The 26895-nt window shown below is 71.8% G+C and carries 17 protein-coding genes; 7 read left to right on the forward strand and 10 right to left on the reverse strand.

Annotated features, from left to right (window positions below):
- Window positions 1-44 precede the first annotated feature (44 nt).
- The gene (locus AB0F38_RS06590) at window positions 45-1274 is read right to left on the reverse strand and encodes an acetate kinase (RefSeq protein WP_361887596.1); all 1230 of its coding nucleotides are present in this window, start codon (window positions 1272-1274) and stop codon (window positions 45-47) included.
- Window positions 1271-3352, reverse strand: coding sequence for a phosphate acetyltransferase (gene pta, locus AB0F38_RS06595; RefSeq protein WP_361887599.1), 2082 nt, complete (start codon window positions 3350-3352; stop codon window positions 1271-1273). The genes AB0F38_RS06590 and pta overlap by 4 nt, the downstream gene beginning before the upstream one ends.
- Before the next feature lie 219 nt (window positions 3353-3571).
- Between pta and AB0F38_RS06600 the strand changes: the two genes are divergently transcribed.
- Window positions 3572-4597, forward strand: a complete 1026-nt coding sequence (locus tag AB0F38_RS06600) for an ATP-dependent 6-phosphofructokinase (RefSeq protein ID WP_361887603.1) — start codon at window positions 3572-3574, stop codon at window positions 4595-4597.
- 124 nt (window positions 4598-4721) lie between these two features.
- Here AB0F38_RS06600 and AB0F38_RS06605 read toward each other — a convergent pair whose 3' ends face one another.
- From AB0F38_RS06605 to AB0F38_RS06615, 3 genes are all read right to left on the reverse strand, one after another.
- On the reverse strand, window positions 4722-5342 hold the full coding sequence (locus AB0F38_RS06605; RefSeq protein WP_361887939.1) for a helix-turn-helix transcriptional regulator: 621 nt from the start codon (window positions 5340-5342) through the stop codon (window positions 4722-4724).
- A 161-nt stretch (window positions 5343-5503) separates the two neighbouring features.
- Window positions 5504-6181, reverse strand: a complete 678-nt coding sequence (locus AB0F38_RS06610) for a response regulator (protein ID WP_361887942.1) — start codon at window positions 6179-6181, stop codon at window positions 5504-5506.
- 32 nt (window positions 6182-6213) lie between these two features.
- A complete protein-coding gene (locus AB0F38_RS06615; protein ID WP_361887606.1) occupies window positions 6214-7866 on the reverse strand; it encodes a sensor histidine kinase in 1653 nt (550 codons plus the stop codon).
- 155 nt (window positions 7867-8021) lie between these two features.
- On the opposite strand from AB0F38_RS06615, the gene AB0F38_RS06620 reads away from it, so the two are divergent.
- The 4 genes from AB0F38_RS06620 to AB0F38_RS06635 all read left to right on the forward strand — a co-directional run bounded on the left by AB0F38_RS06620 (window position 8022) and on the right by AB0F38_RS06635 (window position 11069).
- Entirely contained in the window at window positions 8022-9389 is a 1368-nt protein-coding gene (locus AB0F38_RS06620) for a cation:dicarboxylase symporter family transporter (protein ID WP_361887609.1), read from the forward strand.
- Window positions 9390-9574: 185 nt separating this feature from the next.
- Entirely contained in the window at window positions 9575-9979 is a 405-nt protein-coding gene (locus tag AB0F38_RS06625; protein WP_361887612.1) for a MerR family transcriptional regulator, read from the forward strand.
- Between the two features lie 3 nt (window positions 9980-9982).
- Entirely contained in the window at window positions 9983-10324 is a 342-nt protein-coding gene (trxA, locus tag AB0F38_RS06630) for a thioredoxin (protein ID WP_361887615.1), read from the forward strand.
- A 283-nt stretch (window positions 10325-10607) separates the two neighbouring features.
- Window positions 10608-11069: a hypothetical protein gene (locus AB0F38_RS06635; protein ID WP_361887618.1), complete on the forward strand. Its 462-nt coding sequence runs from the start codon at window positions 10608-10610 to the stop codon at window positions 11067-11069.
- 89 nt (window positions 11070-11158) lie between these two features.
- Here the strand turns inward: AB0F38_RS06635 and glgB are convergent, their stop codons facing one another.
- From glgB to AB0F38_RS06655, 4 genes are all read right to left on the reverse strand, one after another.
- Window positions 11159-13528, reverse strand: a complete 2370-nt coding sequence (glgB, locus tag AB0F38_RS06640) for a 1,4-alpha-glucan branching enzyme (RefSeq protein WP_361887621.1) — start codon at window positions 13526-13528, stop codon at window positions 11159-11161.
- A 44-nt stretch (window positions 13529-13572) separates the two neighbouring features.
- Window positions 13573-15009, reverse strand: a complete 1437-nt coding sequence (locus AB0F38_RS06645) for a maltokinase (RefSeq protein WP_361887624.1) — start codon at window positions 15007-15009, stop codon at window positions 13573-13575.
- A gap of 295 nt (window positions 15010-15304) precedes the next feature.
- Window positions 15305-17023, reverse strand: coding sequence for a maltose alpha-D-glucosyltransferase (treS, locus tag AB0F38_RS06650; RefSeq protein WP_361887627.1), 1719 nt, complete (start codon window positions 17021-17023; stop codon window positions 15305-15307).
- The gene (locus tag AB0F38_RS06655) at window positions 17020-19122 is read right to left on the reverse strand and encodes an alpha-1,4-glucan--maltose-1-phosphate maltosyltransferase (protein WP_361887630.1); all 2103 of its coding nucleotides are present in this window, start codon (window positions 19120-19122) and stop codon (window positions 17020-17022) included. Before AB0F38_RS06655 ends, treS begins: the two co-directional genes overlap by 4 nt.
- Window positions 19123-19827: 705 nt before the next feature.
- Here AB0F38_RS06655 and glgP point away from each other — a divergent pair.
- Both glgP and AB0F38_RS06665 read left to right on the forward strand, forming a co-directional pair.
- Window positions 19828-22485, forward strand: coding sequence for an alpha-glucan family phosphorylase (glgP, locus tag AB0F38_RS06660; protein WP_361887632.1), 2658 nt, complete (start codon window positions 19828-19830; stop codon window positions 22483-22485).
- Between the two features lie 236 nt (window positions 22486-22721).
- Window positions 22722-24512, forward strand: a complete 1791-nt coding sequence (locus AB0F38_RS06665; protein WP_361887635.1) for a SpoIIE family protein phosphatase — start codon at window positions 22722-22724, stop codon at window positions 24510-24512.
- A 148-nt stretch (window positions 24513-24660) separates the two neighbouring features.
- On the opposite strand, the gene AB0F38_RS06670 is transcribed toward AB0F38_RS06665, so the two are convergent.
- On the reverse strand, window positions 24661-26697 hold the full coding sequence (locus AB0F38_RS06670) for a M4 family metallopeptidase (protein WP_361887638.1): 2037 nt from the start codon (window positions 26695-26697) through the stop codon (window positions 24661-24663).
- Window positions 26698-26895 lie beyond the last annotated feature (198 nt).

Genomic DNA, 26895 nt, shown 5'->3' on the forward strand with positions numbered 1-26895 from the left:
GGAATATTCCGTCTGGCGGAAGATACAAAGGGGCGGGGCCCCGCTCAGTTGTGGACCAGGGCGAAGGTCTGGCCGGCGATCTCCAGTTCCTCGTCCGTGGGCACCACGGCAACGGCCACCCGTGCGTCGTCGGGGGAGACCAGCCGCGGTTCGGCGGACCGCACGGCGTTGCGGTCCGGGTCCACCGCCAGGCCGAATCCCTCCAGCCCCGCGATCGCAGCCTCCCGTACCGGAGCCGAGTTCTCCCCGACCCCCGCCGTGAACACCACGGCGTCCACCCGGCCGAGGACCGCCGTATAGGCGCCGATGTACTTCTTCAGCCGGTGCACGTAGATGTCGAAGGCCAGCGCGGCACGCTCGTCGCCCTCCTCCACCCGGCGCCGGATCTCGCGCATGTCGTTGTCACCGCAGAGGCCGACCAGGCCGCTCCGCTTGTTCAGCAGGGCGTCGATCTCGTCCACCGACATGCCCGCCACGCGCGTGAGGTGGAACGTGACGGCCGGGTCGATGTCTCCGGAACGCGTACCCATGACCAGCCCCTCCAAGGGGGTCAGTCCCATGGACGTCTCCACGCACCGGCCGCCCGCCACCGCGGAGGCCGAGGCGCCGTTGCCCAGGTGCAGCACGATCACGTTCACGTCCGCCACCGGCCGGCCCAGCAGCTCGGCCGCCCGGCGCGAGACGTACGCGTGCGAGGTGCCGTGGAAGCCGTAGCGGCGGATGCGGTGCGCGTCGGCGGTCTCCACGTCGATCGCGTACCTGGCCGCGTGCTCCGGCATCGTCGTGTGGAACGCCGTGTCGAAGACCGCGACCTGCGGAAGGTCCGGGCGCAGCGCCTGCGCCGTGCGGATCCCGGTGATGTTCGCCGGGTTGTGCAGCGGGGCCACCGGGACCAGGCGTTCGATCTCCTGGAGCACCTCGTCGGTGATCACGGTGGGCTCGCTGAACCTCAGCCCGCCGTGCACCACCCGGTGACCGATCGCCGCCAGCGCGGGGGAGTCCAGGCCGAGTCCGTCGGCCGCCAGCTCCTCGGCCGCCGCCTTCAGCGCCTGCTCGTGGTCGGCGATCCGGCCGGTGCGCTCACGGGGCGCGCCGCCGCCGGCCGAGGGCGTGTGCACCAGCCGGGAGGTGGCCTCGCCGATCCGCTCGACCAGGCCCGTCGCCAGCCGCGTGCGGTCGTTCATGTCCAGGAGCTGGTACTTCACCGAGGAGGACCCCGAGTTGAGGACCAGCACCCGGCTCGCCCGGTCGCCGGTGGTGTGCGTGGGGGTCATCCGGTCCGCTCCTCGTCCTGTGCCTGGATCGCCGTGATGGCCACGGTGTTCACGATGTCCTGTACGAGGGCGCCGCGCGAGAGGTCGTTGACCGGCTTGCGCAGCCCCTGCAGGACCGGGCCGACCGCGACGGCGCCCGCCGACCGCTGGACGGCCTTGTAGGTGTTGTTGCCGGTGTTGAGGTCCGGGAAGATCAGCACGGTCGCCCGGCCCGCCACCTCCGACGTCGGCAGCTTGGTCGCGGCGACGGACGGTTCGACCGCCGCGTCGTACTGGATGGGGCCCTCGATCCTCAGGTCCGGCCGGGAGGCGCGTACCCGCTCCGTGGCCTTCCGCACCTTGTCGACGTCCGCGCCCGTGCCCGAGGTGCCCGTCGAGTACGACAGCATCGCGATCCGGGGGTCCACACCGAAGCGTGCCGCGGTGACGGCCGACTGCACCGCGATGTCCGCGAGCTGCTCCGCGTCCGGATCGGGGTTGACCGCGCAGTCGCCGTACACCAGGACCTTGTCGGCGAGGCACATGAAGAAGACGGAGGAGACGATCGAGGCGTCCTGCCTCGTCTTGATGATCTCGAAGGCGGGGCGGATGGTCGCCGCGGTGGAGTGGACCGACCCGGAGACCATGCCGTCGGCGAGGCCCTCCTGGACCATGAGCGTGCCGAAGTAGTTGACGTCCGACACGACGTCGTAGGCGAGCTCGACCGTCACGCCGCGGTGCGCGCGCAGCAGGGCGTACTGCTCGGCGAAGCTCTGGCGCAGCTCGGAGGTCTGCGGGTCGATCAGCTGTGTGTCGGCGAGGTCGATGCCGAGGTCGGCGGCCTTCTTGCGGATGACGTCCACGTCGCCGAGGAGCGTCAGATCGCAGACGTCACGGCGCAGCAGCACATCGGCGGCGCGCAGCACGCGCTCCTCCGCGCCCTCGGGCAGGACGACCCGGCGGCGGTTCGAGCGGGCCTGTTCCAGCAGCTCGTGCTCGAACATCATGGGGGTGACCCGCCCGCTGCGGGCCACCGAGATCCGCTCCAGCAGGGCACCGGTGTCCACATGGCGCTCGAACAGGCCGAGCGCGGTCTCCGCCTTACGGGGTGTGGCCGCGTTCAACTTGCCTTCCAGCGCGAAGAGTTCTCCCGCCGTGGGGAAGGACCCGCCGGCCACCGCGACCACCGGGGTGCCCGGGGCGAGGCGGGCGGCCAGCCTGAGTATCTCCTCGCCCGGACGCTCGTCCAGGGTCAGCAGGAGGCCGGCGATGGGCGGAGTGCCCGCACTGTGCGCGGCGAGCGAACCGATGACCAGGTCCGCACGGTCGCCGGGGGTGACGACCATGCAGCCCGGGGTCAGCGCCTTGAGGAGGTTCGGCAGCATCGCACCGCCGAAGACGAAGTTCAGCGCGTCCCGGGCCAGGCCCGAGTCGTCGCCCAGGAGAACCGTTCCGCCCAGTGCCGTGGTGATCTGGGCGACGGTCGGCGCGGAGAGCGCCGGATCGTCCGGCAGCACCGAGCAGGGGACCGGCAGCCGGGCCGCCAGCCGCTCGGCGATCTCCGCGCGGTCCTCGGAGGCCACCCGGTTCACGATCATCGCCAGGACGTCGCAGCCCAGACCCGCGTACGCCCGGTAGGCGTTGCGCGTCTCGGCCCGGACGGACTCCGCGTCCTGGCCCTTGCCGCCGACCACCGCGATCACCGAGGCGCCGAACTCGTTGGCGAGCCGGGCGTTCAGCGCCAGCTCGTCCGGGAGCTGGGTGGCGGCGAAGTCGCTGCCGAGGACCAGGACCACCTCGTAGTCGCGGGCCACCCGGTGGAAACGCTCGACGAGCCGGGAGACCAGCTCGTCGGTACCCTGTTCCGCCTGGATCGCCGAGGCCTCGTGGTAGTCCATGCCGAAGACGGTCTCGGGGCTCTGCGAGAGCCGGTACCGGGCCCGCAGCAGCTCGAACAGCCGGTCGGGTCCGTCATGGACCAGCGGCCGGAAGACACCGACCCGGTCCACCTGACGCGTCAGTAGCTCCATGACTCCCAGATCGACGACCTGGCGGCCGTCTCCCCGGTCGATTCCGGTCACGTACACGCTGCGCGCCACGCGTGCTCTCCCGTCCTGTTCGGCTGGCCATGCCCTCTTGACGATACCTACGGGGGCAGGTATGCCGCCCGCCGGGAGGGGGCCGCTCCGACGGGGGCCGGAGCAGCCGGGAGCGCGGTGGCCGGACCCGGCGTGGGACAATCGTGGTGGCTCACGGTACGGGGGTTCACGAGTGGCTCCCGGACCGGACCGGTCCTAGCGAGCAGGAGACAGACCACGATGCGCATCGGAATTCTCACCGCAGGCGGCGACTGCCCCGGCCTGAACGCCGTGATCCGGTCGGTCGTCCACCGTGCCGTGGTGGGGCACGGCGATGAAGTCATCGGGTTCGAGGACGGCTTCAAGGGGCTGCTCGACGGCCACTTCCGGCCGCTCGACCTCAACGCGGTCAGCGGCATCCTGGCCCGCGGCGGCACGATCCTCGGCTCCGCCCGGCTGGAGCGCGACCGGCTGCGCGAGGCCGCGGAGAACTGCCAGGAGCTGACCCGCCGTTACGGCATCGACGCCCTCATCCCGATCGGCGGCGAGGGCACGCTCACGGCGGCCCGGATGCTCTCGGACGCGGGCATGCCCGTCGTCGGCGTTCCGAAGACGATCGACAACGATATCTCCGCCACCGACCGGACCTTCGGCTTCGACACCGCGGTGGGCGTCGCGACCGAGGCCATAGACCGTCTCAAGACCACCGCCGAATCGCACCAGCGGGTCATGGTCGTCGAGGTCATGGGCCGCCACGCGGGCTGGATCGCGCTGGAGTCCGGCATGGCCGGCGGCGCCCACGGCATCTGTCTCCCGGAGCGGCCCTTCCAGGTCGACGACCTGGTCAAGATGGTCGAGGAACGCTTCGCGCGCGGCAAGAAGTTCGCCGTCGTCTGCGTCGCCGAGGGCGCGCACCCGGCCGAGGGCACCATGACCTACGCCAAGGGCGAGATCGACCAGTTCGGTCACGAGCGCTTCCCGGGCATCGGCAACCGGCTGGCCACCGAGCTGGAACGGCGGCTCGGCAAGGAGGCCCGCCCCGTCATCCTCGGGCATGTGCAGCGCGGCGGCACGCCGACCGCGTACGACCGGGTGCTCGCGACCCGCTTCGGCTGGAACGCGGTGGAGGCCGTGCACCGGGGCGACTTCGGCCGCATGACGGCCCTGCGCGGCACCGAGATCGTCATGGTCCCGCTGGCCGACGCGGTGACCCGGCTGAAGACCGTGCCCAGTGACCGCATGTACGAGGCCGAGTCGGTCTACTGACCGGGGTGGTGCCCGCAGCCTTCCCGCGCCTCCGGGGGAAGAGGGCCGGTGGACCCCGTGGGCGACCGGGCCCACCCGCTGTTCCCCCGAGGTGGCCGGGGGCGCTCCCCCGTGAGTGGCCGGCTCAGATCCCCGCGGTCCGCCAGAACCGCTCGACCACCCGCAGCAGGAACTCCCGCGCCTCGCTCTCCGCCTCCGTGCGCTCCCGGCCGGCGCTGTTCCAGGCCTGCGTCGACACGATCAGGGCCTGGTAGTCGGTGTGCATCTGCTCCAGCACGTTCTGGACCAGGACCCGGTCCAGCGGCACGATCTTGGCCACCGGTTTGACGTACGCCTGCCAGCGCGTCGCCACCGCCTTGTTCAGCAGCTCGGCCAGTTCCTCGTTGCGGCCGGTCGCAGTGAGGAACTGCGCGGCCGACATCTCCAGCGTCCGGCAGAGTGCCACGGCCTGACGCTCGTTGCCGCGCCAGCGGCCCGAATCCTCGATCCGCCGGTACGCGGCAGCCGTCATCCCGAGCGTCCGCGCCAGGTCCTCCACCTCGACCTCCCGGGACAGCCGGTGCTCGCGCAAGGTGCTCGCGGCGGCCAGGAGTTCCTCCGGCGCGCACCACAGCACACCGGACAGGGCCGTCAGTTCGCGTTCGTCCGGCAGGGCCACACCACGCTCCCAGGCCATGACGGTCTCGGCGGTCGTCCGAAGTCCGTACTGGGCGCCGAGGCCGTACGCAACATGTCCGGGAGCCATTCCCAGCGCCTCGCGCAGTCGGCGCGCGGCGGGAGCATTGAAGGGCGGAGTCGTGTGCACGCTTTCACCGTATGAGCACAAGAACGGCCTGGCTACAGGCTGTTCCTAACGGTTCACCCTTCGTACGATCCTCCTAGGAGTATGTCGCGGGGGGCTTTTTCCTAGGGGTGCGTTTCAGCCACCCACGTGTAGTGCAGCTCCGGCCGGCCGACCTGACCGTAGCTCGGCCGCCGCACGGCACGGCCCGCCGTCACCAGGTGCTCGAGATAACGGCGCGCGGTGATCCGGGAGATCCCCAGCTCCTCGCCGGCGGCCGACGCCGTGACCCCGTCCGGGGACTCCCGCAGTGTCCGCGTCACCGCCTCCAGCGTCGGACCGCTCAGCCCCTTCGGCAGGCTGGCCGGGTCCGCCACCCGCAGCGCGCCCAGGGCCCGGTCCACCTCCTCCTGGCCGCTCGCCTCACCGGCCGCCGCCCGGAACGCCGCGTAGCGCATGAGCCGGTCGCGCAGGGTGGGGTAGGTGAACGGCTTCAGTACGTACTGGACGACACCGAGCGACACGCCTTCCCGCACCACCGCCAGATCGCGCGCCGACGTCACCGCGATGACGTCGGCACCGTGTCCGGCGGCCCGCAGCGAGCGCAGCAGCTGGAGGCCGTGCCCGTCGGGCAGGTACAGGTCGAGCAGCAGCAGGTCCACGGGCATCCGGTCCAGGGCCCGCACGGCCGCCGCCCGGGTATGGGCGACGGCGGCCACCTCGAAACCCGGCACCCGGCCCACGTACAGCTGATGGGCGTCGGCGGCCACCGGGTCGTCCTCCACGACCAGCACCCGGATCACACCGGCCGGACCGCCCTTGCCGCTCACGCCGCTCATGCCGTTGCCGCCTTTGCCGTACGGCCCGCGAGCGGCAGCCGCACCGTGAACTCGGCCCCTCCGGCCGGCCCCCGGCCCAGCGTGACCGTCCCCCCGTTGCGGTGGACCGCCTGCCGTACGAGGGCGAGCCCCTGCCCGCGCCCCGTGCCGTGCGTCGTCCAGCCGCGCCGGAACACCTCTTCCGCGTCGTCCGGGCCGATGCCCCCGCCGGTGTCCGCGACCCGCAGCAGCAGCTCGCCCCCCTCGGCGAGCGCGGTCACGGTCACCAGGGCCCGTGTCGCGTCGCGCCGCGCGGGCACGGATGACCCGGCGCCGCCCGTCACCGCCTCCGACGCGGCGTCCACCGCGTTGTCGATCAGGTTGCCGAGGATGGTCACCAGGTCGCGCGGCGGCAGTGAACACGGCAGCGCCCCGTCGTCGATCAGGCTGTCCTGCGCGAGCACCAGCTCCACACCGCGCTCGTTCGCCTGGGCCGCCTTGCCGAGCAGCAGTGCGGCCAGCACCGGCTCGGCCACGGCCCCGACGACCCGGTCGGTGAGGACCTGCGCGAGCTCCAGCTCCGCCGTCGCGAACTCCACCGCCTCCCCGACCCGGTTCAGCTCGATCAGCGACACCACGGTGTGCAGGCGGTTCGCCGCCTCGTGGGCCTGCGAACGCAGCGCCAGCGTGAAACCCCGCTCGGAGTCGAGCTCACCCGACAGCGCCTGCAGCTCCGTGTGGTCCCGCAGGGTCACCACCGTGCCGCGCTTCTCGCCCCCGACCACGGGGCTGGTGTTGACGACGATCACCCGGTCCGCCGTCAGATGCACCTCGTCGACCCTCGGCTCGGACGCCAGCAGTGCCCCGGTGAGCGGTGCCGGCAGGGCGAGCTCGGCGATCTTCCGCCCGACCGACCCGTGCGTCAGGCCGAGCAGCTCCCGGCCCGCGTCGTTGATCAGCGCGATCCGGCGCTGTCCGTCCAGCATCAGCAGCCCCTCGCGCACCGCGTGCAGGGTGGCCTCGTGGTAGTCGTGCATCCGGCCCAGCTCGCGGGCGTTCATCCCGTGCGTGTGCCGCCGCAGCCTGGCGTTGATCACGTACGTCCCGAGCCCGCCGAGCGCCAGCGCCGCGCCCGCCGCCATGCCCAGGGCGCCCAGCTGTTCGCGTACCTGGGTGGAGACCCGGTCGACGGTGATGCCGGCGCTGACCAGGCCGACGATCCGGTCCCCGTCGCGGATCGGGGTGACGACCCGTATCGACGGACCCAGGGTGCCCGTGTACGTCTCCGTGAAGGTCTCGCCGCGCAGGGCCGGGGCGGTGTTCCCGATGAAGGTCCGGCCGATCTCCGAGGGGTGCGGATGCGTCCAGCGCACCCGGTCCGGATCCATGATCGTGACGAAGGTGATGCCGGTGTCCGCACGCACCCGCTCCGCGTACGGCTGGAGTACGGCGGACGGATCCGGGGTACGGATCGCCTCCCGCACGGACGGGGATCCGGCCATGGCGAGGGCGGCGGCCCGCACCTGCCGGTCCGCGGTCTCCTCCGCCTGTGCCCTGCCGGAGGCGTACGCGAAGAAGGCGCAGCCGGCCACGACCGCGGCCACGAGCAGGGCCTGCATCGCGAAGAGCTGGCCGGCCAGACTGCGGGGGAGCGTACGGGACAGGCGCATGGCATCCAGTCTGCCTGGCGGGGCCGACCGGCCCAAGATGGCTCGAAAGCGTCCGTGAACGATATGAACGCAAGGGTGACCACCGTCACAGGGAGGTGGATAGTCGCCGGGGCCCCCAGGGACGGGGGAGCTACCGCATACCCGAGGAGGCCCCCGTGGCAGAGAAAGCCGCTCGACGGGACCGCACGCACTATCTCTACCTGGCCGTGATCGCCGCCGTGGTGCTGGGCATCATGGTGGGCTTCGTCGCTCCGGGCGTGGCCGTGGAGCTGAAGCCCATCGGCTCCGGCTTCGTCAACCTCATCAAGATGATGATCTCGCCGATCATCTTCTGCACGATCGTGCTGGGCGTCGGCTCGGTGCGCAAGGCCGCCAAGGTCGGCGCCGTCGGCGGTCTCGCCCTCGGCTACTTCCTGGTGATGTCGACCGTGGCCCTGGCCATCGGCCTGGTCGTCGGCAACCTCCTGGAGCCCGGCTCCAGCCTCCACCTCACCGAGGCCGCACGCGCCGCCGGTGAGAAGCAGGCGTCAGGGGCCAGCGAGTCCACCGTGGACTTCCTGCTCGGCATCATCCCGACCACCATGGTCTCGGCCTTCACCGAGGGCGAGGTCCTGCAGACCCTGCTCATCGCCCTGCTCGCGGGCTTCGCCCTGCAGGCCATGGGCTCGGCGGGCGAGCCGGTGCTGCGCGGCATCGGCCACATCCAGCGACTCGTCTTCCGCATCCTCGCCATGATCATGTGGGTGGCCCCGGTCGGCGCGTTCGGAGCGATCGCGGCGGTGGTCGGCGAGACCGGCGTGGACGCGCTGAAGTCACTCGCGATCATCATGATCGGCTTCTACGTCACCTGTGCGCTCTTCGTGTTCGTGATCCTGGGCGTGATCCTGCGGCTGGTGGCCGGGCTCAACATCCTCACCCTGCTGAAGTACCTGGGCCGTGAGTTCCTGCTGATCCTCTCCACCTCCTCCTCCGAGTCGGCCCTGCCGCGGCTGATCGCGAAGATGGAGCACCTGGGCGTCAGCAAGCCCGTCGTCGGCATCACCGTGCCGACCGGCTACTCCTTCAACCTCGACGGCACCGCCATCTACCTCACGATGGCCTCGCTCTTCATCGCCAACGCGACGGGCGACCCGCTGAGCATCGGCGAGCAGATCTCGCTGCTGATCTTCATGGTGATCGCCTCGAAGGGTGCCGCGGGTGTCACCGGCGCCGGACTGGCCACCCTCGCGGGCGGCCTGCAGTCGCACCGCCCCGAACTGGTCGACGGTGTCGGCCTGATCGTCGGCATCGACCGCTTCATGAGCGAGGCCCGCGCCCTGACGAACTTCGCGGGCAACGCCGTCGCCACGGTGCTGGTCGGCACCTGGACCAAGGAGATCGACCGGGCGCGCGTGGACCAGGTCCTCTCCGGCGCCCTGCCGTTCGACGAGAAGACGATGACGGACGACCACCACCCCACCGAGGCCGCCGTGCCGGAGGCCAGGGACGGCGACGAGGAGAAGCCGTCACTGGCGAAGGTCTGAGGCCCTGGAACGGGCCCCCACGAACCAACCGCCCGCGAGGCCCCCGCCGGGACACTCCCCCCGGATCCCGGCCGCCTCGCCCCGGACCGCCCGCACCGTCACGGTGCGGGCGGTCCGCGTCCGCGGGGGCACAGGACGAGGTCCGTCCTTGCCTTGACGCCGACGTCAGGGAATACCGTCGCGGTATGCGAATCGGGGAACTGGCCGAACGCGCCGGGACGACCACACGGACGTTGCGCTACTACGAGTCGCGCGGCCTGCTGCACGCACGCCGCGCGGAGAACGGCTACCGCACGTACGACGAGGGCGACCTGCGGCTCGTCCAGCAGATCCGGACCCTGCAGGACTTCGGGTTCGACCTGGAGGAGACCCGCCCCTTCGTCGACTGCCTGCGCGCCGGGCACCCGGCGGGCGACGCCTGCCCGGCCTCGCTCGCCGTCTACCGGCGCAAGCTCGGCGAGCTGGACGTGCTCATCGAGCAGCTGCGGGCGGTCCGTACGGAGGTGGGAGCCCAGCTGGCCCGCGCCGAGCTGGAGGCGTCGGCCGAGCTGCCGGGCGGCCCCGAGCCACGATGTGAACTGGGAGGATGACAGATGATCCACGCGGAAGGTGTCGCCGAGGTCACCGACACGACGTTCGACGCGGAGGTCCTGGGAGCGGGTCTCCCCGTCCTGGTCGAATTCACCGCGGACTGGTGCGGCCCCTGCCGCCAGCTCGCCCCGGTGCTCAGCGCGGTCGCCGCGCAGGAGGCCGGCCGCCTCAAGGTCGTGCAGATCGACGTGGACCACAACCCCGGCACCGCCGGCCGCTACGCGGTGCTGTCCATGCCGACGCTGATGGTGTTCCGGGACGGCGAACCGGTCAAGTCCATGGTGGGCGCGCGGCCGAAGCGGCTGCTGCTGCAGGAGCTCGAGGACGTGTTCGCGGCGGTGTAGGGCTTCTGGCCCGGACCGTCCCGGGCTCCCCGACGGACGACGTGCTCGACACCGGACGGCCGGCAAACCGGAGCGCGGCATCGCGTTTCCGGAGTACCCACCGGCGCCGGCACATGACCGCACACGGCCCGGCCGACGATCTGCCTCTCCCGTCGCGGACCCACCGTGCTCGGACGGCCGTTGCCCTGCCGGCCGCCGGTCGGGGCGTGGCCGGGCCTGTCGGTGCACCTGGCTAGGCTCCTCCGGGAACCGGGGCGTGCCCAGCACGTCAGGAGAATCGATCTTGGGAGCGCAATTGCGCAGGACACTCACCGCGACGGCCTTCGTACTGGCCGCGGCTCTGCTGACGGGATGTGGCGGTGGCGACGGGACTTCCGCGGACGGCAAGGAGAAGACGCCCGCCGCCCAGGAGCCCGTGAAGCAGGAGGAGTCCGGTGGGGACGCCGTGTCGCAGGGCTCACCGCACGAGGTGACGATCAAGGTCGAGGGGGAGGGGCCGAGCAACGTCATGTACACCCTCGACGACTCGGACTTCGCGCAGGTGACCCTGCCCTGGTCCAGGACGGCCACCATCGCGGCCCGTGGCGCCGAGCAGAAGGTCGGCCGGCTGGTGATCGTCACGCCCGGCAACATGACTGCGGCGGACGGCAAGATCGTCGCCGCGCGGTGCTCGATCTCCGTGGACGGCAAGACGGTCGCCGAGAGCAAGGCTCCGGGCAAGCCCTGCTCGTACGAGATCAAGTAGTACGCGCACCGGCACCGGATGCCCTCCGCCACCCACGCGGGGCCGGGGCCGGGTGCGTACCCGCCCCCGGCCCCGCGTCGCCGCGCCCGTCAGGCGGGCCGGAACCACACCGTCGCCAGCGGCGGCAGCGTCAGCGTCACGCTCGTCCCCCGGCCGTGGGCAGGCACCGCCTCCGGCTTCAGCGGCCCCTCGTTGCGCACGTCGCCGCCGCCGTACCGCGCGGCGTCCGTGTTGATGATCTCCACCCACGCCTCCGGTCCGTCCGGCACGCCGATGCGGTAGTCGTGCCGCACCACCGGGGAGAAGTGGGAGACCGCCAGCAGCGGCGAGCCGTCCGCGTCGTAGCGGACGAACGCGAACGCGTTGTCCTCCGCCGCGCCGCCGTCGATCCAGGCGAAGCCCTCCGGAACCGTGTCGCGCTGCCAGAGTGCGGGCAGCGCCCCGTACACGGCGTTCAGGTCCGTGACCAGGGTGCGTACGCCCCGGTGGTCGCCGGAGGCCTCGTACGCCGGGTCGAGCAGCCACCAGTCGGGGCCGTGGCCCTCGGACCACTCGGCTCCCTGGGCGAACTCCTGCCCCATGAAGAGGAGTTGCTTGCCGGGGTGGGCCCACATGAAGCCGAGGTACGCCCGGTGGTTCGCGCGCCGCTGCCACCAGTCGCCGGGCATCTTGCTGACCAGCGCCTGCTTGCCGTGCACCACCTCGTCGTGCGAGATCGGCAGGACGTAGTTCTCGCTGTAGGCGTACACCATCGAGAACGTCATCTCGTCGTGGTGGTACTTGCGGTGCACCGGCTCCTTGCCGACGTACACCAGCGAGTCGTGCATCCAGCCCATGTTCCACTTCAGGCCGAAGCCGAGGCCCCCCTGGTCCGTGGCGCGCGTGACGCCGTCCCAGGCGGTGGACTCCTCGGCGATGGTGACGACTCCTGGGTTGCGCCGGTAGACCGTCGCGTTCATCTCCTGGAGGAACGCCACCGCGTCCAGGTTCTCCCGGCCTCCGTGCTCGTTCGGCGACCACTGCCCGTCCTCGCGGGAGTAGTCGAGGTAGAGCATCGAGGCCACCGCGTCGACCCGCAGGCCGTCGATGTGGAACTCCTCGCACCAGTACGTGGCGTTGGCCACCAGGAAGTTGCGGACCTCCTTGCGGCCGTAGTCGAACTCCAGGGTGCCCCAGTCCGGGTGCGCGGCCCGGGACGGGTCGGAGTGCTCGTAGAGGGGGCGCCCGTCGAACTCCGCGAGCGCCCAGTCGTCGCGCGGGAAGTGCGCCGGCACCCAGTCCATGAGGACCCCGATGCCCGCCGCGTGCAGCGCGTCGACCAGGAAGCGGAAGTCGTCCGGGGTGCCCATCCGGGACGTCGGCGCGTAGAAACCGGTGACCTGGTAGCCCCAGGAGCCGCCGAAGGGGTGTTCCGAGACGGGCATCAGCTCCACGTGCGTGAAGCCGAGCTCCCGCACGTAGGAGGGGAGCTGCGCGGCGAGCTGACGGTAGGTGAGGCCGGGTCGCCAGGAAGGGAGGTGGACCTCGTACACGGAGAACGGGGCCTCGTGCACCGGGCGGTCCCCCCGGTGCGTCATCCAGTCCTCGTCCTGCCACACGTGGTGCGAGGCGGCCACCACCGAGGCGGTGGCGGGTGGCACCTCCGCCCGGCGGGCCATCGGGTCGGCCCGCTGCGTGTGCGAACCGTCCGGGCGGCAGATGTCGAACTTGTAGACGGCGCCCTCGCCCACGCCGGGGAGGAACAGCTCCCACACACCGGTGGAGCCGAGGGAGCGCATGGGGAACGCCGTGCCGTCCCAGTAGGTGAAGTCGCCCGCGACGCGGACCCCCCGGGCGTTCGGTGCCCACAGGGTGAAGCGGGTGCCGGTCACGCCCTGGTGCTCCATCGGCTGCGCGCCGAGTGCCTTCCAGAGCTCCTCGTGCCGGCCCTCGCCGATCAGGTGCAGATCGAGTTCGCCGAGCGCGGGGAGGAAGCGGTACGGGTCCTCCACCTCGATCGTGTCGTCGTCGTAGGCGATCCGCAGCCGGTATCCGGCGGGCACGGCGGGCAGCGGCAGGACACCCGAGAAGAAGCCGTCACCGTCGCTCTGCAGCTCCGCCTGCAGCTCCTCGGCCAGCAGCACGGTCACCGAGCGCGCGAACGGGCGCAGCACCCGGAACTGTACGCCGCCCCCGGCCGGATGGGCGCCCAGGACGTCGTGCGGGGCGTGGTGCTCACCGGCGAGCAGCCGGCCCCGGTCCCCGTCGTCCAGGGCCGTGGCCGGCAGGACCCCCTTGCCGCCACCGCCGCGCCGGGGCCGGGGCGGGGTGGTGGTCGTCTTCCTGGCCCTGGCGCGTTTGACGGGAGGAGGGGGGACGGGGCCGGCGGCCGGTGTGCTGACCTCGGCGGCCACCGGCTGAGGGGCGGGCGGGACCTCGATGGGATCGGGCGACTTGCGGGACGGCTTGCGGGCGGTCACAGGGACGGCCTCCTCGGAGGGGGAGAGGTGGGAGGGGCGGGAGGTCACTCGGTCGTCGTGGCCAGGCGGTGGATGGCCGCCATCGGGACGGGCAGCCAGTCGGGGCGGTGCCGGGCCTCGTACAGCACCTCGTACACCGCCTTGTCGGTCTCATGGGCGCGCAGCAGCTCCGGTTCGCCGCGCGGGTCGACGCCCGACGCCCCGGCGTAGCCCTCGCAGAACGCGGTGCGGCAGCGGGCCGCCCACTGGGGGCTCCACGGGCGGTGCGAGCGGGCCGCGTAGTCGAAGGAGCGCAGCATCCCCGCGACGTCGCGCACCGGTGGCTGCGGGCTGCGGCGCTCGTGCAGGGGCCTGGCGGGCTCGCCCTCGAAGTCGATCAGTGACCAGAAGCCGTCGTCCCCGCGCAGGGTCTGGCCCAGGTGCAGATCACCGTGGACCCGCTGCGCGGCCCATCCGCGGCCCGTGTGCCCCAGCGCGGTGACGGCGTCGAAGGCGGTGCGCAGCCCCGGTACGTAGGGGACGAGTGCCGGGACGGCCCGAGCCGCGGCCTCCAGCCGCTCGACCATCCCGGCCACCAGGCTCCTGGTCCGGTCGTGGGCGAGGAGGGTCGTCGGCAGCGCGGCGGCGAGCGCCGTGTGCACCTCGGCCGTGGCCCGGCCGAGTGCCCGCGCCTCGGGGACGAAGTCGCGCCCCGCTCCGAGCTCGGCGAGGGCGAGCTGCCAGCCGTCCTGCGCACCGCGCAGGAAGGGCTGCAGCACACCGAGCGTGAGCGGCTCCTGGCCCGTCGCCTCGAACCAGGCGACCGGGGACGGCACCCGGCCGCAGCCCTCGCGGCTCAGCGCGAGCGGCAGCTCCAGATCGGGGTTGGTGCCCGGGAACACCCGGCGGAAGATCTTCAGGATGTACGCGTCCCCGTAGACGAGCGAGGAGTTGGACTGCTCGGTGTCCAGGAGGCGCGGGGCGAGCCCCGGGGAGATCGGCGACGTGCGGTCGAAGCGGAGGATGCCGAGGGACCCGGGGTTACGGAATCGTTCCAGCAGGAGCCCGGCGACGCGTGGGTCGTGCAGCCCCTCGTACAGGATGCGGCCGGCCAGCGGCCCGTCCGCCACCTGGCCGATCCTGGCCCGGGCCAGGATCGGGGGCAGCGCGGTGCGCACGCCGAGCAGCAGTTGGTAGCAGTCGCCGTGCGACCGCGCGGCGCTGCCGGGCTGGTGGGCCCGGACGAGCAGATGGAGCACCCCGGGGCCCGCGGCGGCGGGGTCCAGGGGCAGTATCTCCGTCGCCGAGACGAGGGAGAAGCCGGTGACCGGCTGTCCCTTCCCGGCGAACCACCGCTGCCGGGGCAGCCATTCACGCAGCAGCGGGGCGAGCGACGGCAGCAGGGCCGTCGTGCCCGTGGTGCTCGCCGTACCTCTTCTTGTCGTCTTTCGTTCTGTTGTGCTCTTCGCCAGGGCGACTCGAGTGGATGCAGCCTCCGACATGGCATCGCGTCCTTTCCCCGGGCACACCACAGGATGCGAAGAGTGTCCCGGATTGCGGCAATGGCTGTCCGGCTGTGCGGGACGTGTCGGGTGAGGAAAAGTCCGTACGGATTCGATCAAAGGGCCCGAAGAGCCAGGAAGGGCCCGGAAGCGCTCGATATGGGGGGAGAGTGCCCCGTGCGGGGCGGTGGAAACCGCCCCGCGGGTGGTGCCGGAGCCCGGTGCCCTCCCGGCAGGCCCTGCCCCGGCGCGCACAGACCGCCGGCTGACGGCACGACGCCCCGTCAGCCGCCGGTCACCGGATCTCGCCGGCGGCCGGGGCGTCCTTCCGCATCCGGAACCAGTAGAAGCCGTGGCCCGCGAGAGTCAGCAGATAGGGCCACTGGCCGACGGCCGGGAAACGCACCCCGCCGATGAGCTCCACCGGATGACGCCCGTTGAACGCCCGCAGGTCGAGCTCCGTCGGCTGTGCGAACCGCGAGAAGTTGTGGACGCACATCACGAGGTCGTCCTTGTACTCGCGGGCGAACGCGAGCACCGCCGGGTTCGACGAGGGCAGTTCGTCGTACGTGCCCAGGCCGAAGGCCGGATTCTGCTTGCGGATCTCGATCATCCGTCGTGTCCAGTGCAGCAGCGACGCCGGTGAAGCCATCGACGCCTCCACGTTGGTGACCTGGTAGCCGTAGACCGGGTCCATGATCGTGGGGAGGTAGAGCCGCCCCGGATCGCTGGAGGAGAAACCGGCGTTGCGGTCCGGCGTCCACTGCATCGGGGTGCGTACGGCGTCGCGGTCGCCCAGCCAGATGTTGTCGCCCATCCCGATCTCGTCCCCGTAGTAGAGGATCGGGGAGCCGGGCAGGGACAGCAGCAGCGCCGTGAACAGCTCGATCTGGTTGCGGTCGTTGTCCAGCAGCGGTGCCAGGCGGCGGCGGATGCCGATGTTGGCCCGCATCCGCGGATCCTTGGCGTACTCCGCGTACATGTAGTCGCGCTCTTCGTCCGTGACCATCTCGAGCGTGAGCTCGTCGTGGTTGCGCAGGAAGATGCCCCACTGGCAGCCGGAAGGGATCTGGGGCGTCTTCGCCAGGACTTCCGAGACCGGGTAGCGGCTCTCGCGCCGCACGGCCATGAAGATCCGCGGCATCACGGGGAAGTGGAACGCCATGTGGCACTCGTCGCCGCCGGCCGGGAAGTCGCCGAAGTAGTCGACGACGTCCTCCGGCCACTGGTTGGCCTCGGCCAGCAGCACGGTGTCGGGGTAGTTGGCGTCGATCTCCTTGCGGACCCGCTTGAGGAAGTGGTGGGTCTCCGGGAGGTTCTCGCAGTTGGTGCCCTCGCGCTGGTAGAGGTACGGCACGGCGTCCACCCGAAAGCCGTCGATGCCGAGGTCCAGCCAGAAGCGGAGGGCCGAGACGATCTCCTCCTGCACGGCCGGGTTCTCGTAGTTGAGATCGGGCTGGTGCGAGAAGAAGCGGTGCCAGTAGTACTGCTTGCGCACCGGGTCGAACGTCCAGTTCGACGTCTCCGTGTCGACGAAGATGATGCGCGCGTCCGGGAACTGCTTGTCGTCGTCGGCCCAGACGTAGTAGTCGCCGTACGGCCCTTCCGGGTCGGTGCGCGACTGCTGGAACCAGTCGTGCTGGTCGCTCGTGTGGTTCATGACGAAGTCGATGATCACGCGCATGCCGCGCTGGTGCGCGGCGTCGACGAACTCCACGAAGTCGGCGAGGTCGCCGAACTCGGGCAGCACGGCGGTGTAGTCGGAGACGTCGTAACCACCGTCACGCAGGGGCGACGTGAAGAACGGCGGCAGCCAGAGGCAGTCGACGCCGAGCCACTGCAGGTAGTCCAGTCTGGCGGTGAGACCCTTGAGGTCGCCGACGCCGTCGCCGTTGGAGTCCTGGAAGGACCGGACGAGTACCTCGTAGAAGACGGCGCGCTTGAACCAGTCGGGATCGCGGTCCTTGGCGGGAGTGTCCTCGAACAGGTCGTGGACGGGCTCGTTGACGATCATGGTGTGGGTGACCCTCCGGTCGGCGGGGACGGTCGCAGGACGACGATGTGCGCGGGTGTCACACCCGGTTCCAGGCGCACATAGAAGGTTCTGCCCCAGTGGTAGATGGCGCCGGTGAGCTCGTCGCGCACCGGCACGCTCTCGTGCCGGTCGAGGCCGAGGCGCGGCATGTCCAACGAGACCGTGGCCTCGTGGGTGTGGTGAGGGTCGAGGTTGACGACCACCAGAACGGTGTTCGAACCCGAGCGCTTGCTGTAGGCGATCAGCGCCTCGTCGTCGACGGAGTGGAAGTGGACGTCGCGCAGCTGCTGGAGCGCCGGGTGGCGTCGCCTGATCCGGTTCAGGGAGGTGATCAGGGGTGCCAGTGAGCGGCCCTCACGTTCCGCCGACTCCCAGTCCCTGGGCCTGAGTTGGTACTTCTCCGAGTCCAGGTACTCCTCGCTCCCGGGATGCACCGGGGTGTTCTCGCACAGCTCGAAGCCCGCGTACACACCCCAGGAGGGGGACAGGGTCGCGGCGAGCACGGCCCTCGCCTCGAAGGCCGGACGGCCGCCGTCCTGGAGGTAACCGGGAAGAATGTCGGGCGTGTTCACGAAGAAGTTGGGCCGCATGTACGAGGAGCTGTCGCCCGAGAGCTCGGTGACGTACTCGGTGAGTTCCTGCTTCGTGTTACGCCAGGTGAAGTACGTGTACGACTGCTGGAATCCGACCGTGGCCAGCGCGCGCATCATCGCGGGGCGGGTGAAGGCCTCCGCCAGGAAGATCACGTCCGGGTCGGTGCGGTTGATGTCGGCGATCACCTTCTCCCAGAAGACCACCGGCTTGGTGTGCGGATTGTCGACCCGGAAGATCCGTACGCCGTGTTCCATCCAGAACCGCAGGACGCGGACGGTCTCCGCGACGATCCCGCGCAGATCCCGGTCGAAGGCGATCGGATAGATGTCCTGGTACTTCTTCGGAGGGTTCTCCGCGTAGGCGATGGACCCGTCGGCGCGGTGGTGGAACCACTCGGGGTGCTCCGTCACCCAGGGATGGTCCGGGGAGCACTGGAGCGCGAAGTCCAGCGCGATCTCCATCCGCAGCGTGCGGGCCGTCTCCACGAAGTGGTCGAAGTCCTCGAGCGTGCCGAGGTCCGGGTGGACGGCGTCGTGGCCGCCCTCCGCCGAACCGATCGCCCACGGTACCCCCGGGTCGCCGGCGCCGGGGGAGAGGCTGTTGTTGGGGCCCTTGCGATGAGTGGTGCCGATGGGGTGGATCGGGGGGAGGTAGACGACGTCGAACCCCATCGCGGCGACGGCCGGAAGGCGCTCCGCGGCGGTACGGAAGGTGCCGCTGACCAGCCCGGGTGACGCGGGGGGCAGCTCCGCCTCCACCGCCGCGCTCCTCCTCGCGGCCGCAGCGGTCTTCGCGGTCCTGGCGGCCTTCGTCGCGCGGGGTGCGCGGGCCGGCTTCGCGGGGGCGGCCGGCTCCGCCCGCGCGCCCTCGGAGCGCGGGAACAGCTCGTACCAGGAGCCGTACAGGGCACGCCGGCGCTCCACGACCAGCGGCAGCGGACGGGACGCGGTGACCAGTTCGCGCAGGGGATGACGGCCGAGCGCCTCGTCCACCTCGGGGGTGAGCGCGGCGGCGAGCCGGGAGGCCGCGGGGCGGCCGGTGTCGCGCAGCGCGTCCACGGCGGCCAGCACCGCCTCGCGCCCGCACCGCTTCGGCACGCCGCCCGCGGCGCGTTCGTACAGCTCCGCGCCCTCTTCGAGGACCAGCGCGGTGTCGAGGCCGGCGGGGATCTTGATCTTCGCGTGCCCGCGCCAGGTGGTGACCGGATCACTCCACGCCTCGACGGTGTACGTCCAGTGGCCCTCGGCGTCCGGGGTCACCTCCGCGCCCCAGCGGTCCGTCCCCGGGGCGAGCTCGCGCATCGGCGTCCGGGGGCCCGGCCGTCCGCTCGGATCGCACAGGACGACGCCGGCGGCCACCGCGTCATGGCCTTCACGGAAGACGGTGGCACTGACCTGGAAGGTCTCGCCCGCGACGGCTTTGGCCGGCCGCCTTCCGCAGTCGACGAGGGGGTGGACGTCCAGGACGGGAATACGACCGATCACGAAATCACCTGGGGGCAGTAGCTCGGCATGCACGGGGCGCGGCGTGGGCGTGAAGGGCTGACCGCGCGCGCCGCGATGGTGGGGTTGCGTCCTTTGTAGCTGCTCGGCTGTCGGCTGGCGGGCTGTGTGCATGGCCGCTCCTGTCCGCGTTCACTCGAATGGCACTCGAATGGCAGGTGCGCGGGGGATCCGGGCTCCGGCCGGAGGCACCTGAGGTGTGCAGCGCGGGCGGGCACCGGGAAGGCCTCCGCACCGCTTCCGGGCGGCCGACCCGGCGGCGTGCCGACTCCGGGGTACGACGGCGCACGCGCTGTGGGCCGCGCGCCGTTCCCCCGGCCGGCACGTGGGCACCTCCGCAGCCTTCCCCGTGGTGGGGGGTGTCACAAGTGCGGGAGAGGAGGGGAAATCAGCCATTTCGCCCGTGGCGGATGGGGTGCAACCGGCGCATCTGGCCCATGCGGTGGCCGGGGTCCACGAGGCATGAGGGGCCTCGGGGACCGGAGTGGTGGGAGAGGCGGGAGACGAGTTCGTGCCCGGTGCGCACCGGGGCCGGGGGCGGGCGGGCCGGACCGGGCGGGGTCCACCGAGCCGGTCGCGCGCCGTGGTCGCGTACGGTGGCACGCCGCTGCCGCCGAGGGTGACGGAGAGGGCGTACACCGTGGTGCGTCCCCTCGGATCCGTACCTCCCCTGTAAAGGTGGGACACGTGAAGGCCATTCGTCGATTCACCGTGCGTCCCGTCCTCCCCGAACCCCTGCGACCGCTCAGCGACCTCGCCCGCAACCTGCGCTGGTCCTGGCACACCGAGACCCAGCAGCTCTTCCGGGCGGCCGACCCGGAGGGCCGGCGGCCGGCGGACGCCGACCCCGTACGCCTGCTCGGCGCGATGTCCGCCGGACGCCTCGCCGAGCTGGCCGGGGACCAGCACTTCCTGCGCCGGCTCACCGAGGTGTCCGAGGACCTCCAGGACTACCTCCGCGGCCCGAGGTGGTATCAGAACCAGCTCTCCCAGGGCGCGGAGCTCCCCGCGGCCGTGGCCTACTTCTCACCCGAGTTCGGGGTCACCGCGGCCCTGCCCCAGTACTCCGGCGGGCTCGGCATCCTGGCCGGGGACCATCTGAAGGCCGCCAGCGACCTGGGCGTGCCGCTCATCGGGGTCGGCCTGCTCTACCGGCACGGCTACTTCCGGCAGAGCCTGTCCCGGGACGGCTGGCAGCAGGAGCACTACCCCGTCCTCGACCCCGACGAGCTGCCGCTCACCCTCGTCCGGGAGCCGGACGGCACCCCCGGCCGGGTGGTGCTGGCGCTGCCCGGCGGACGCTCCCTGCACGCCTCGGTCTGGCTGGCCCAGGTGGGCCGCGTCCCGCTGCTGCTGCTCGACTCCGACGTCGAGGAGAACACCCCCGGCGAGCGCGACGTCACCGACCGGCTGTACGGCGGCGGCAGCGACCACCGGCTGCTGCAGGAGATGCTGCTCGGTATCGGCGGGGTGCGCGCCGTGCGGACCTACTGCCGGCTCACCGGGCACCCGGTCCCCGAGGTGTTCCACACCAACGAGGGACACGCCGGTTTCCTCGGCCTCGAACGGATCCGGGAACTCTCCGAGACGGGTCTGGACTTCGACGCCGCCCTCGAAGTGGTACGGGCCGGGACCGTCTTCACCACGCACACCCCGGTCCCCGCCGGGACGGACCGGTTCGAGCGCCAGCTGATCGCCCGTCATCTCGGTGACGACGGCGAGCTGCCCGGCGTCGGCGTGGAGCGGATCCTCCGCCTCGGCACGGAGACCTACCCGGGCGGTGAGCCGGGACTCTTCAACATGGCGGTGATGGGGCTGCGACTCGCCCAGCGCGCCAACGGCGTCTCCACCCTGCACGGGGCCGTCAGCCGGGAGATGTTCTCCGGGCTGTGGCCGGGATTCGATCCCTCGGAGGTGCCGATCACCTCCGTGACCAACGGCGTGCACGCGCCGACCTGGGTCGCGCCCGAGGTCCTCCGGCTCGGAGCCAGGACAATCGGCACCGAGCGGTCCACGAGCGCGCTCGCGGGCTCCGGGTCCGGCGAGACGTCCGGCACCCCCCGTCGCGGGGACGGCGTGGCCGCCGTCCCCGACCGGGAGATCTGGGACCTCCGCCGGGGGCTGCGCGAACAGCTCGTGACCGAGGTCCGCAGACGGCTCCACGCCTCCTGGCGCAGGCGCGGCGCGGGCACCGCCGAGCTGGGCTGGATCGACAGCGCACTCGATCCGGACGTCCTGACCATCGGTTTCGCCCGCCGGGTCCCCTCGTACAAACGCCTGACGCTGATGCTGCACGACCGCGACCGGCTGCGGGCGCTGCTGCTCCATCCCACGCACCCGATCCAGATCGTCGTCGCCGGCAAGGCCCACCCCGCCGACGACGGCGGGAAGCGGCTCGTCCGGGAGCTGGTGCGGTTCGCGGACGATCCGCGGGTGCGTCATCGCATCGTCTTCCTCCCGGACTACGGCATGGGCATGGCGCAGAAGCTCTACCCGGGCTGTGACGTCTGGCTGAACAACCCGCTGCGCCCGCTGGAGGCCTGCGGCACGAGCGGGATGAAGGCGGCGCTCAACGGTTGCCTCAACCTCTCCGTGCGCGACGGCTGGTGGGACGAGTGGTTCGCGCCGGACTTCGGATGGGCGATCCCCACCGCCGACGGCTCGGCCACGGACGAGGAGCGGCGCGACGAACTGGAGGCCAACGCCCTCTACTCGCTGATCGAGGACCGGGTCGCCCCCCGCTTCTACGACCGCAACGCCGAGGGCCTGCCCGAGCGATGGATCGAGATGGTGCGCCGCACCCTGGTCACCCTGGGGCCCAAGGTCCTGGCGAGCCGCATGGTGCGCGAGTACGTGGAGCGGCTCTACGCACCTGCGGCGCTGGCCCGCAGGGCCCTGCAGCCGGCCGCCGCCCGGGAACTCGCCGCGTGGAAGGCCCGGGTCCACGCCGCGTGGCCGGATGTGGCCGTCGACCATGTGGAGACCGCGGCCGACACGGTCGTCGGCGGCTCCGCGGAGCTGGGGTCCACCCTGGCGCTCCGGGTCAGGATCGCGCTGGGCGGTCTCGATCCGGACGACGTGGAGGTGCAGGTGATCGCCGGGCGGGTCGACTCCGGCGACGCGATCGCCGAGGCCCGGACCTCCCCGCTGAAGCCGGCCGGCGGCCACGACCTGGAGGGCCGCTGGCTGTACGAGGGCACGCTCGCCCTCGACCGGACGGGCCCGTACGGCTACACCGTGCGCGTCCTGCCCTCGCATCCGTTGCTCGCCTCGGGAGCGGAGCTCGGCCTGCTCGCGGTGCCGAACGAGTCGACGGGCGACGGCGGAGGCCTGCTGATGCGCTGAGGCCCCGCACCGGACCCCGCCCGCGGATCCGGCCCGATCCGGAGGAAGACCCTTGGCCGGGGCGGGTGTCCGGCGCGGCGCCCGGCCCCGGCCGCGCGGGCCCGGTTGTTCCCCCTCGGGGACCGGCAGGGGTGATTTCACCGTGATCTGGCTAACATGACAACTGGTGCCGGTGTGGCTCGGAAGCCACCCAGGTGACAGCGAGGCGTCCCCGGGCGCGAGTGGAGGTCGGCACGGTGAACGGCGGCGGAGGCCCTGCGAGACGCCTGACCCGTCGGCTGGCCGCGCAGGGAGGCATCTCCCGGCAGTTGCAGCCCCGCCGTGCGGAGACCGTCGGCGCACGACGGGCCGACCGCTTCACGACAGCCGCCCGGCTGCGCTGGCTCCATGCGGCAAGCACCCGGATCGGCACGACCCTCGACCTGGAACGCACGGCGCAGGAGCTGGCGGACTACAGCGTCCCGCGGCTGGCGGACGCCGCGGCCGTCGACCTGCTGGAGTCCGTCTTGCTCGGCGAGGAGGGGGAGCGCGTCACCGGCGCGGCGGTGCCCGCCATCCGGGCCATGGCCGTCACCGCCATCGACGCGCTGGTCGACCTCGAACCCTCCCCGGTCGGCGAAGTGGTGGACCGCAGGACGCGCCGCGAGACCCTGCTCATCACCCAGTGCCTGCGCAACGGCCTGCCGGTTCTGGTCAGCCGGATGACGGACGAGGACTACACACGCGTCGCGCCGACGGACAGCGCCGCCGCGGCGATGCGCCGCCAGGGCGTCCACAGCTACATGGCCGTGCCGCTGATCGCCCGCGGGGTCCTGCTCGGCTCCGCCGACTTCGTGCGCGCGGGCGACAGCCCGCCCTTCAACCGGTCCGACGTGGAGCTCGCGGTCCAGCTCGGTTCCATGGCCGCGGTCTTCATGGACAACGCCCGGCTCTACGGGCGCGAGCGCGAGCACGTCGTCTCGCTGCAGCGCAGCCTGCTGCCGCGGGCCACGCCGCACACCCCCGGCCTCCAGGTGCACGCCCACTACGTGCCGGCCTTCGACGCCCACGGGGTGGGCGGCGACTGGTACGACGTCGTGGCGCTGCCCGGTGGGCGCACGGCCCTGGTCGTCGGCGACGTCACCGGGCACGGTCTGCCCGCCGCCGCCACGATGGGCCGGCTGCGTACCGTCGCCCGCACGCTCATGACCCTGGACATCGCGCCCGACCGGGTGCTCGCCCGGCTGGATCTGGCCACCCGCGACCTGGAGGACGACCAGGTCGCCACCTGTCTGTGCGCGGTCTACGACCCGGCCGACTCCAGCTACACCATCGCGAGCGCCGGCCACCCGCCGCCGTTGCTGGTGGACGGCGGCGGGAAGGCCCGGTTCCTCGACGTGCCGGTCGGGGCGCCGCTGGGTGCCGGGGTCATCCCCTACGACCCGCTGAGGCTGCGCGGTCCGGTGGGCAGCCGGCTGGTGCTCTACACCGACGGCCTGATCAAGACACGCGTCGAGGACGTGGACGTCCAGCTGGAGGGGCTGCGCTCGGCGGTCGCCGCGATGACGCCCGAGCAGCTCGACGACGGCGGTCTGCTCACCTCGCCGAAGGCGGACGACGGCCGCTTCGACGAGGCGGTGCTGCTGGTCGCCGGGGGCCGTCAGCTGGCCCCGGAGGTCAGGCTGCAGGTCTGGGACCTGCCGACGGACGGCAACCCGGCCTCCATCGCCCGCAAGCTGGTCACCGAGCAGCTCGGCCGGTGGAGCCTGGCCGAACTCGCCGATGTCACCGAGCTGGTCGTCAGCGAACTGGTCGGCAACGCCCTGCGGTACGGCGGTGGACCGGGCCGGCTCCGGCTCGTGTGCGACGAGCGGCTCCGGGTGGAGGTCGCGGACACCGGGCCCGACCTGCCGCAGATCCAGCACGCGGACGTGAGCGACGAGGGCGGCCGCGGCCTTCAGCTCATCAACCTGCTGTGCCGCAGGTGGGGTTCGTGCCGCACGGCGAACGGCAAGGTCGTCTGGGCCGAGCAGAACATTCCGGGCTGACGGCCGGCGGTGGGACCGCCCTCGGCCGAGCCCGCTCCCGCCGTCGGTCCCCGGACGCACGGGAACGGCCCGGGAGCGATCCCGGGCCGTTCCGCTGCGTGCGTCAGTGCCTGTTCCGCGGCACTGCCTGCTCAGTGCCCTCGGGCGCTCAGAAGGTCAGCTTGACGCTGTTGAAGGTGCCGGTGTCGCCCGAGTAGGCGTCCTGGATCTTCAGGTTCCACGTGCCGTTGGCCACCTCGGACGAGGCGTTGACCGTGTAGGTCGCCACCACGTTGTCCGCGGAGTCGCTCGACGAGGAGTTCTTCAGCCGGTAGGCCGTTCCGTCCGGGGCGACCAGGTCGATCACGAGGTCGCCGCGGTAGGTGTGGGTGATGTCGACCGCGACCGACAGGTCGCTCGGCGCGTTGCCGGTGAGGCCGGTGACGGCGACCGGGATGCTGGTGGTGCTCCGGTCGGCGAGTGCCTTGGCGGTCGTGTTCTGGAAGACCGTGCCGCCCGGGTCGGGGTCGGTGCCACCGGGGCGCGCGCCCACGTTGATGCCGGCCCAGGCATGGGCCACCGCGGCGTACTCGGTGCTCGTGGTGCCGTACAGCTCACCGGCCACGGCGAGGGTGCCGGTGCGGGCCGCGGCGTAGTTCGTCGTCGAGGTGAACTTGGTGGTGAGCGCCTTGAACCAGATCTGCGCGGCCTTGTCGCGGCCGATGCCGGTCACCGGCAGACCGTCCGAGGTCGGGGAGTCGTACGAGACGCCGTTGATGGTCTTGGCGCCGCTGCCCTCGGAGAGCAGGTAGAACCAGTGGTTCGCCGGGCCCGACGAGTAGTGCACGTCGATCGAGCCGATGCCGGAGTACCAGGCGTCCTTGGACGAGCCGTCCTTGCTGGGCTTGTCCATGTAGCGCAGCGGGGTGCCGTTGCCGCGGATGTCGATCTTCTCGCCGACCAGGTAGTCGCCGACGTCCTGCGCGTTGGCCGCGTAGAACTCGACGGCGGCGGCGAAGATGTCGCTGGTCGCCTCGTTGAGGCCGCCGGACTCACCGCTGTAGACCAGGCCGGCGGTGTTGGAGGTGACGCCGTGCGTCATCTCGTGTGCCGCCACGTCCAGCGAGGTCAGAGGCTTGGCGTTGCCGTCTCCGTCCCCGTAGGTCATGCAGAAGCAGCTGTCGGACCAGAAGGCGTTGACGTAGTTGTTGCCGTAGTGGACCCGCGAGTACGCGCCGACGCCGTCGCCGCGGATTCCGTTGCGGCCCATCACGTTCTTGTAGAAGTCCCAGGTCTCGGCCGCGCCGTAGTGGGCATCGGCGCCGGCCGTCTCCAGGTTCGACGGGCTGCCGTTCCCCCAGATGTCGTCCGGGCCGGAGAACAGCGTCCCGGTGCCCGACGTGCCGCGGTTCAGGTTGTACGTCTTGTGATTGCCGCGCGCCGTGTCGGTCAGGTTGTACGAGCCCGAGGTGCCGAGCGTGACCTGGCCGCTGTACTGGGTGTTCCCGGTGCCCGTCTCGATGGCCTGCCACTCGTAGAGCTTGGCGCCCGACGAGGCGTCGGTGATGACGTGCAGCTCGTTCGGGGTGCCGTCGTGCTGGAGGCCGCCGACCACGGTCTCGTACGCCAGCTGCGGCGTGCCGCTCGCCGTCCACACGACCTTGCGCGGGGCCTTGCTGGCCTCGGTCTCCTTCGACCCCTCGGCCTTCGCCGCGCCCAGGGCCTGCTTCTCGGCGGTGGCGGCCGCGATGTCCGCGGTGGTGCCGACCGCCTTCAGCTGCGCGCCGGTCGCCCTGGACGCCTTGGTCACGCTCTCGGTCTTCCCGGCCTCGGTCCGGGCCACGACCAAGTCGCCGCCGAGGACGGGGAGGCCGCCGAGCGTGCGCTCGTAGCGGGTGTGCGTGGTGCCGTCGACGTCCTTGACGACGTCGCGGACGACGAGCTTCTCCGTGGCGCCCAGACCGAGCTCCTCGGCGGTGGCCGCCTTGGTGGAGTCGGCCTCGCGGATCAGCTCCGCGCGCTGGGCGGGGGAGAGTTTCGCGGGGAGGGAGCCGGGGTCGGCGCCCTTGACGACGGCGGCCGGGGCCGCGCTCGTGCCGTCGGCGGGGGCGGCGGTCGCGCCGGTCTGTACGCCTACGGCGAGTAGGGCTGCGGTGGCTATCAGAGCGCCGGTCGCGGTGGCGCGACGGCTGGGCGTGGATCTCACGCGGACTCCTTCTGCGAGGGGGGTGACGGGCCGGCCTGGGTGAGCCGTCCGGGCAGAGCAGGCGGTGCGCAGAACGGGGGAAGAGTGCCAGCCCAGGCGTAGGTATGTCAGGACCGCGTCAACATATTGGCCGGAATTCGTCCGTTGGCGGAATGGTCATGTTCGTTAAGCGGACGTTTCCCCGTGTGTCATCCCTGT

The organism is Streptomyces sp. NPDC025273 (genome assembly GCF_040638585.1).
Lineage (GTDB): Bacteria > Actinomycetota > Actinomycetes > Streptomycetales > Streptomycetaceae > Streptomyces > Streptomyces cinereorectus.

Excerpts from the sequence above, each read along its gene's own strand:
- AB0F38_RS06590 (WP_361887596.1), bottom strand. The coding sequence starts at position 1,274 with ATGACCCCCACGCACACCACCGGCGACCGGGCGAGCCGGGTGCTGGTC.
- AB0F38_RS06600 (WP_361887603.1), top strand. The coding sequence starts at position 3,572 with ATGCGCATCGGAATTCTCACCGCAGGCGGCGACTGCCCCGGCCTGAAC.
- trxA (WP_361887615.1), top strand. The coding sequence starts at position 9,983 with ATGATCCACGCGGAAGGTGTCGCCGAGGTCACCGACACGACGTTCGAC.
- AB0F38_RS06625 (WP_361887612.1), top strand. The coding sequence starts at position 9,575 with ATGCGAATCGGGGAACTGGCCGAACGCGCCGGGACGACCACACGGACG.
- AB0F38_RS06615 (WP_361887606.1), bottom strand. The coding sequence starts at position 7,866 with ATGCGCCTGTCCCGTACGCTCCCCCGCAGTCTGGCCGGCCAGCTCTTC.
- AB0F38_RS06645 (WP_361887624.1), bottom strand. The coding sequence starts at position 15,009 with ATGTCGGAGGCTGCATCCACTCGAGTCGCCCTGGCGAAGAGCACAACA.
- AB0F38_RS06605 (WP_361887939.1), bottom strand. The coding sequence starts at position 5,342 with ATGGCTCCCGGACATGTTGCGTACGGCCTCGGCGCCCAGTACGGACTT.
- treS (WP_361887627.1), bottom strand. The coding sequence starts at position 17,023 with ATGATCGTCAACGAGCCCGTCCACGACCTGTTCGAGGACACTCCCGCC.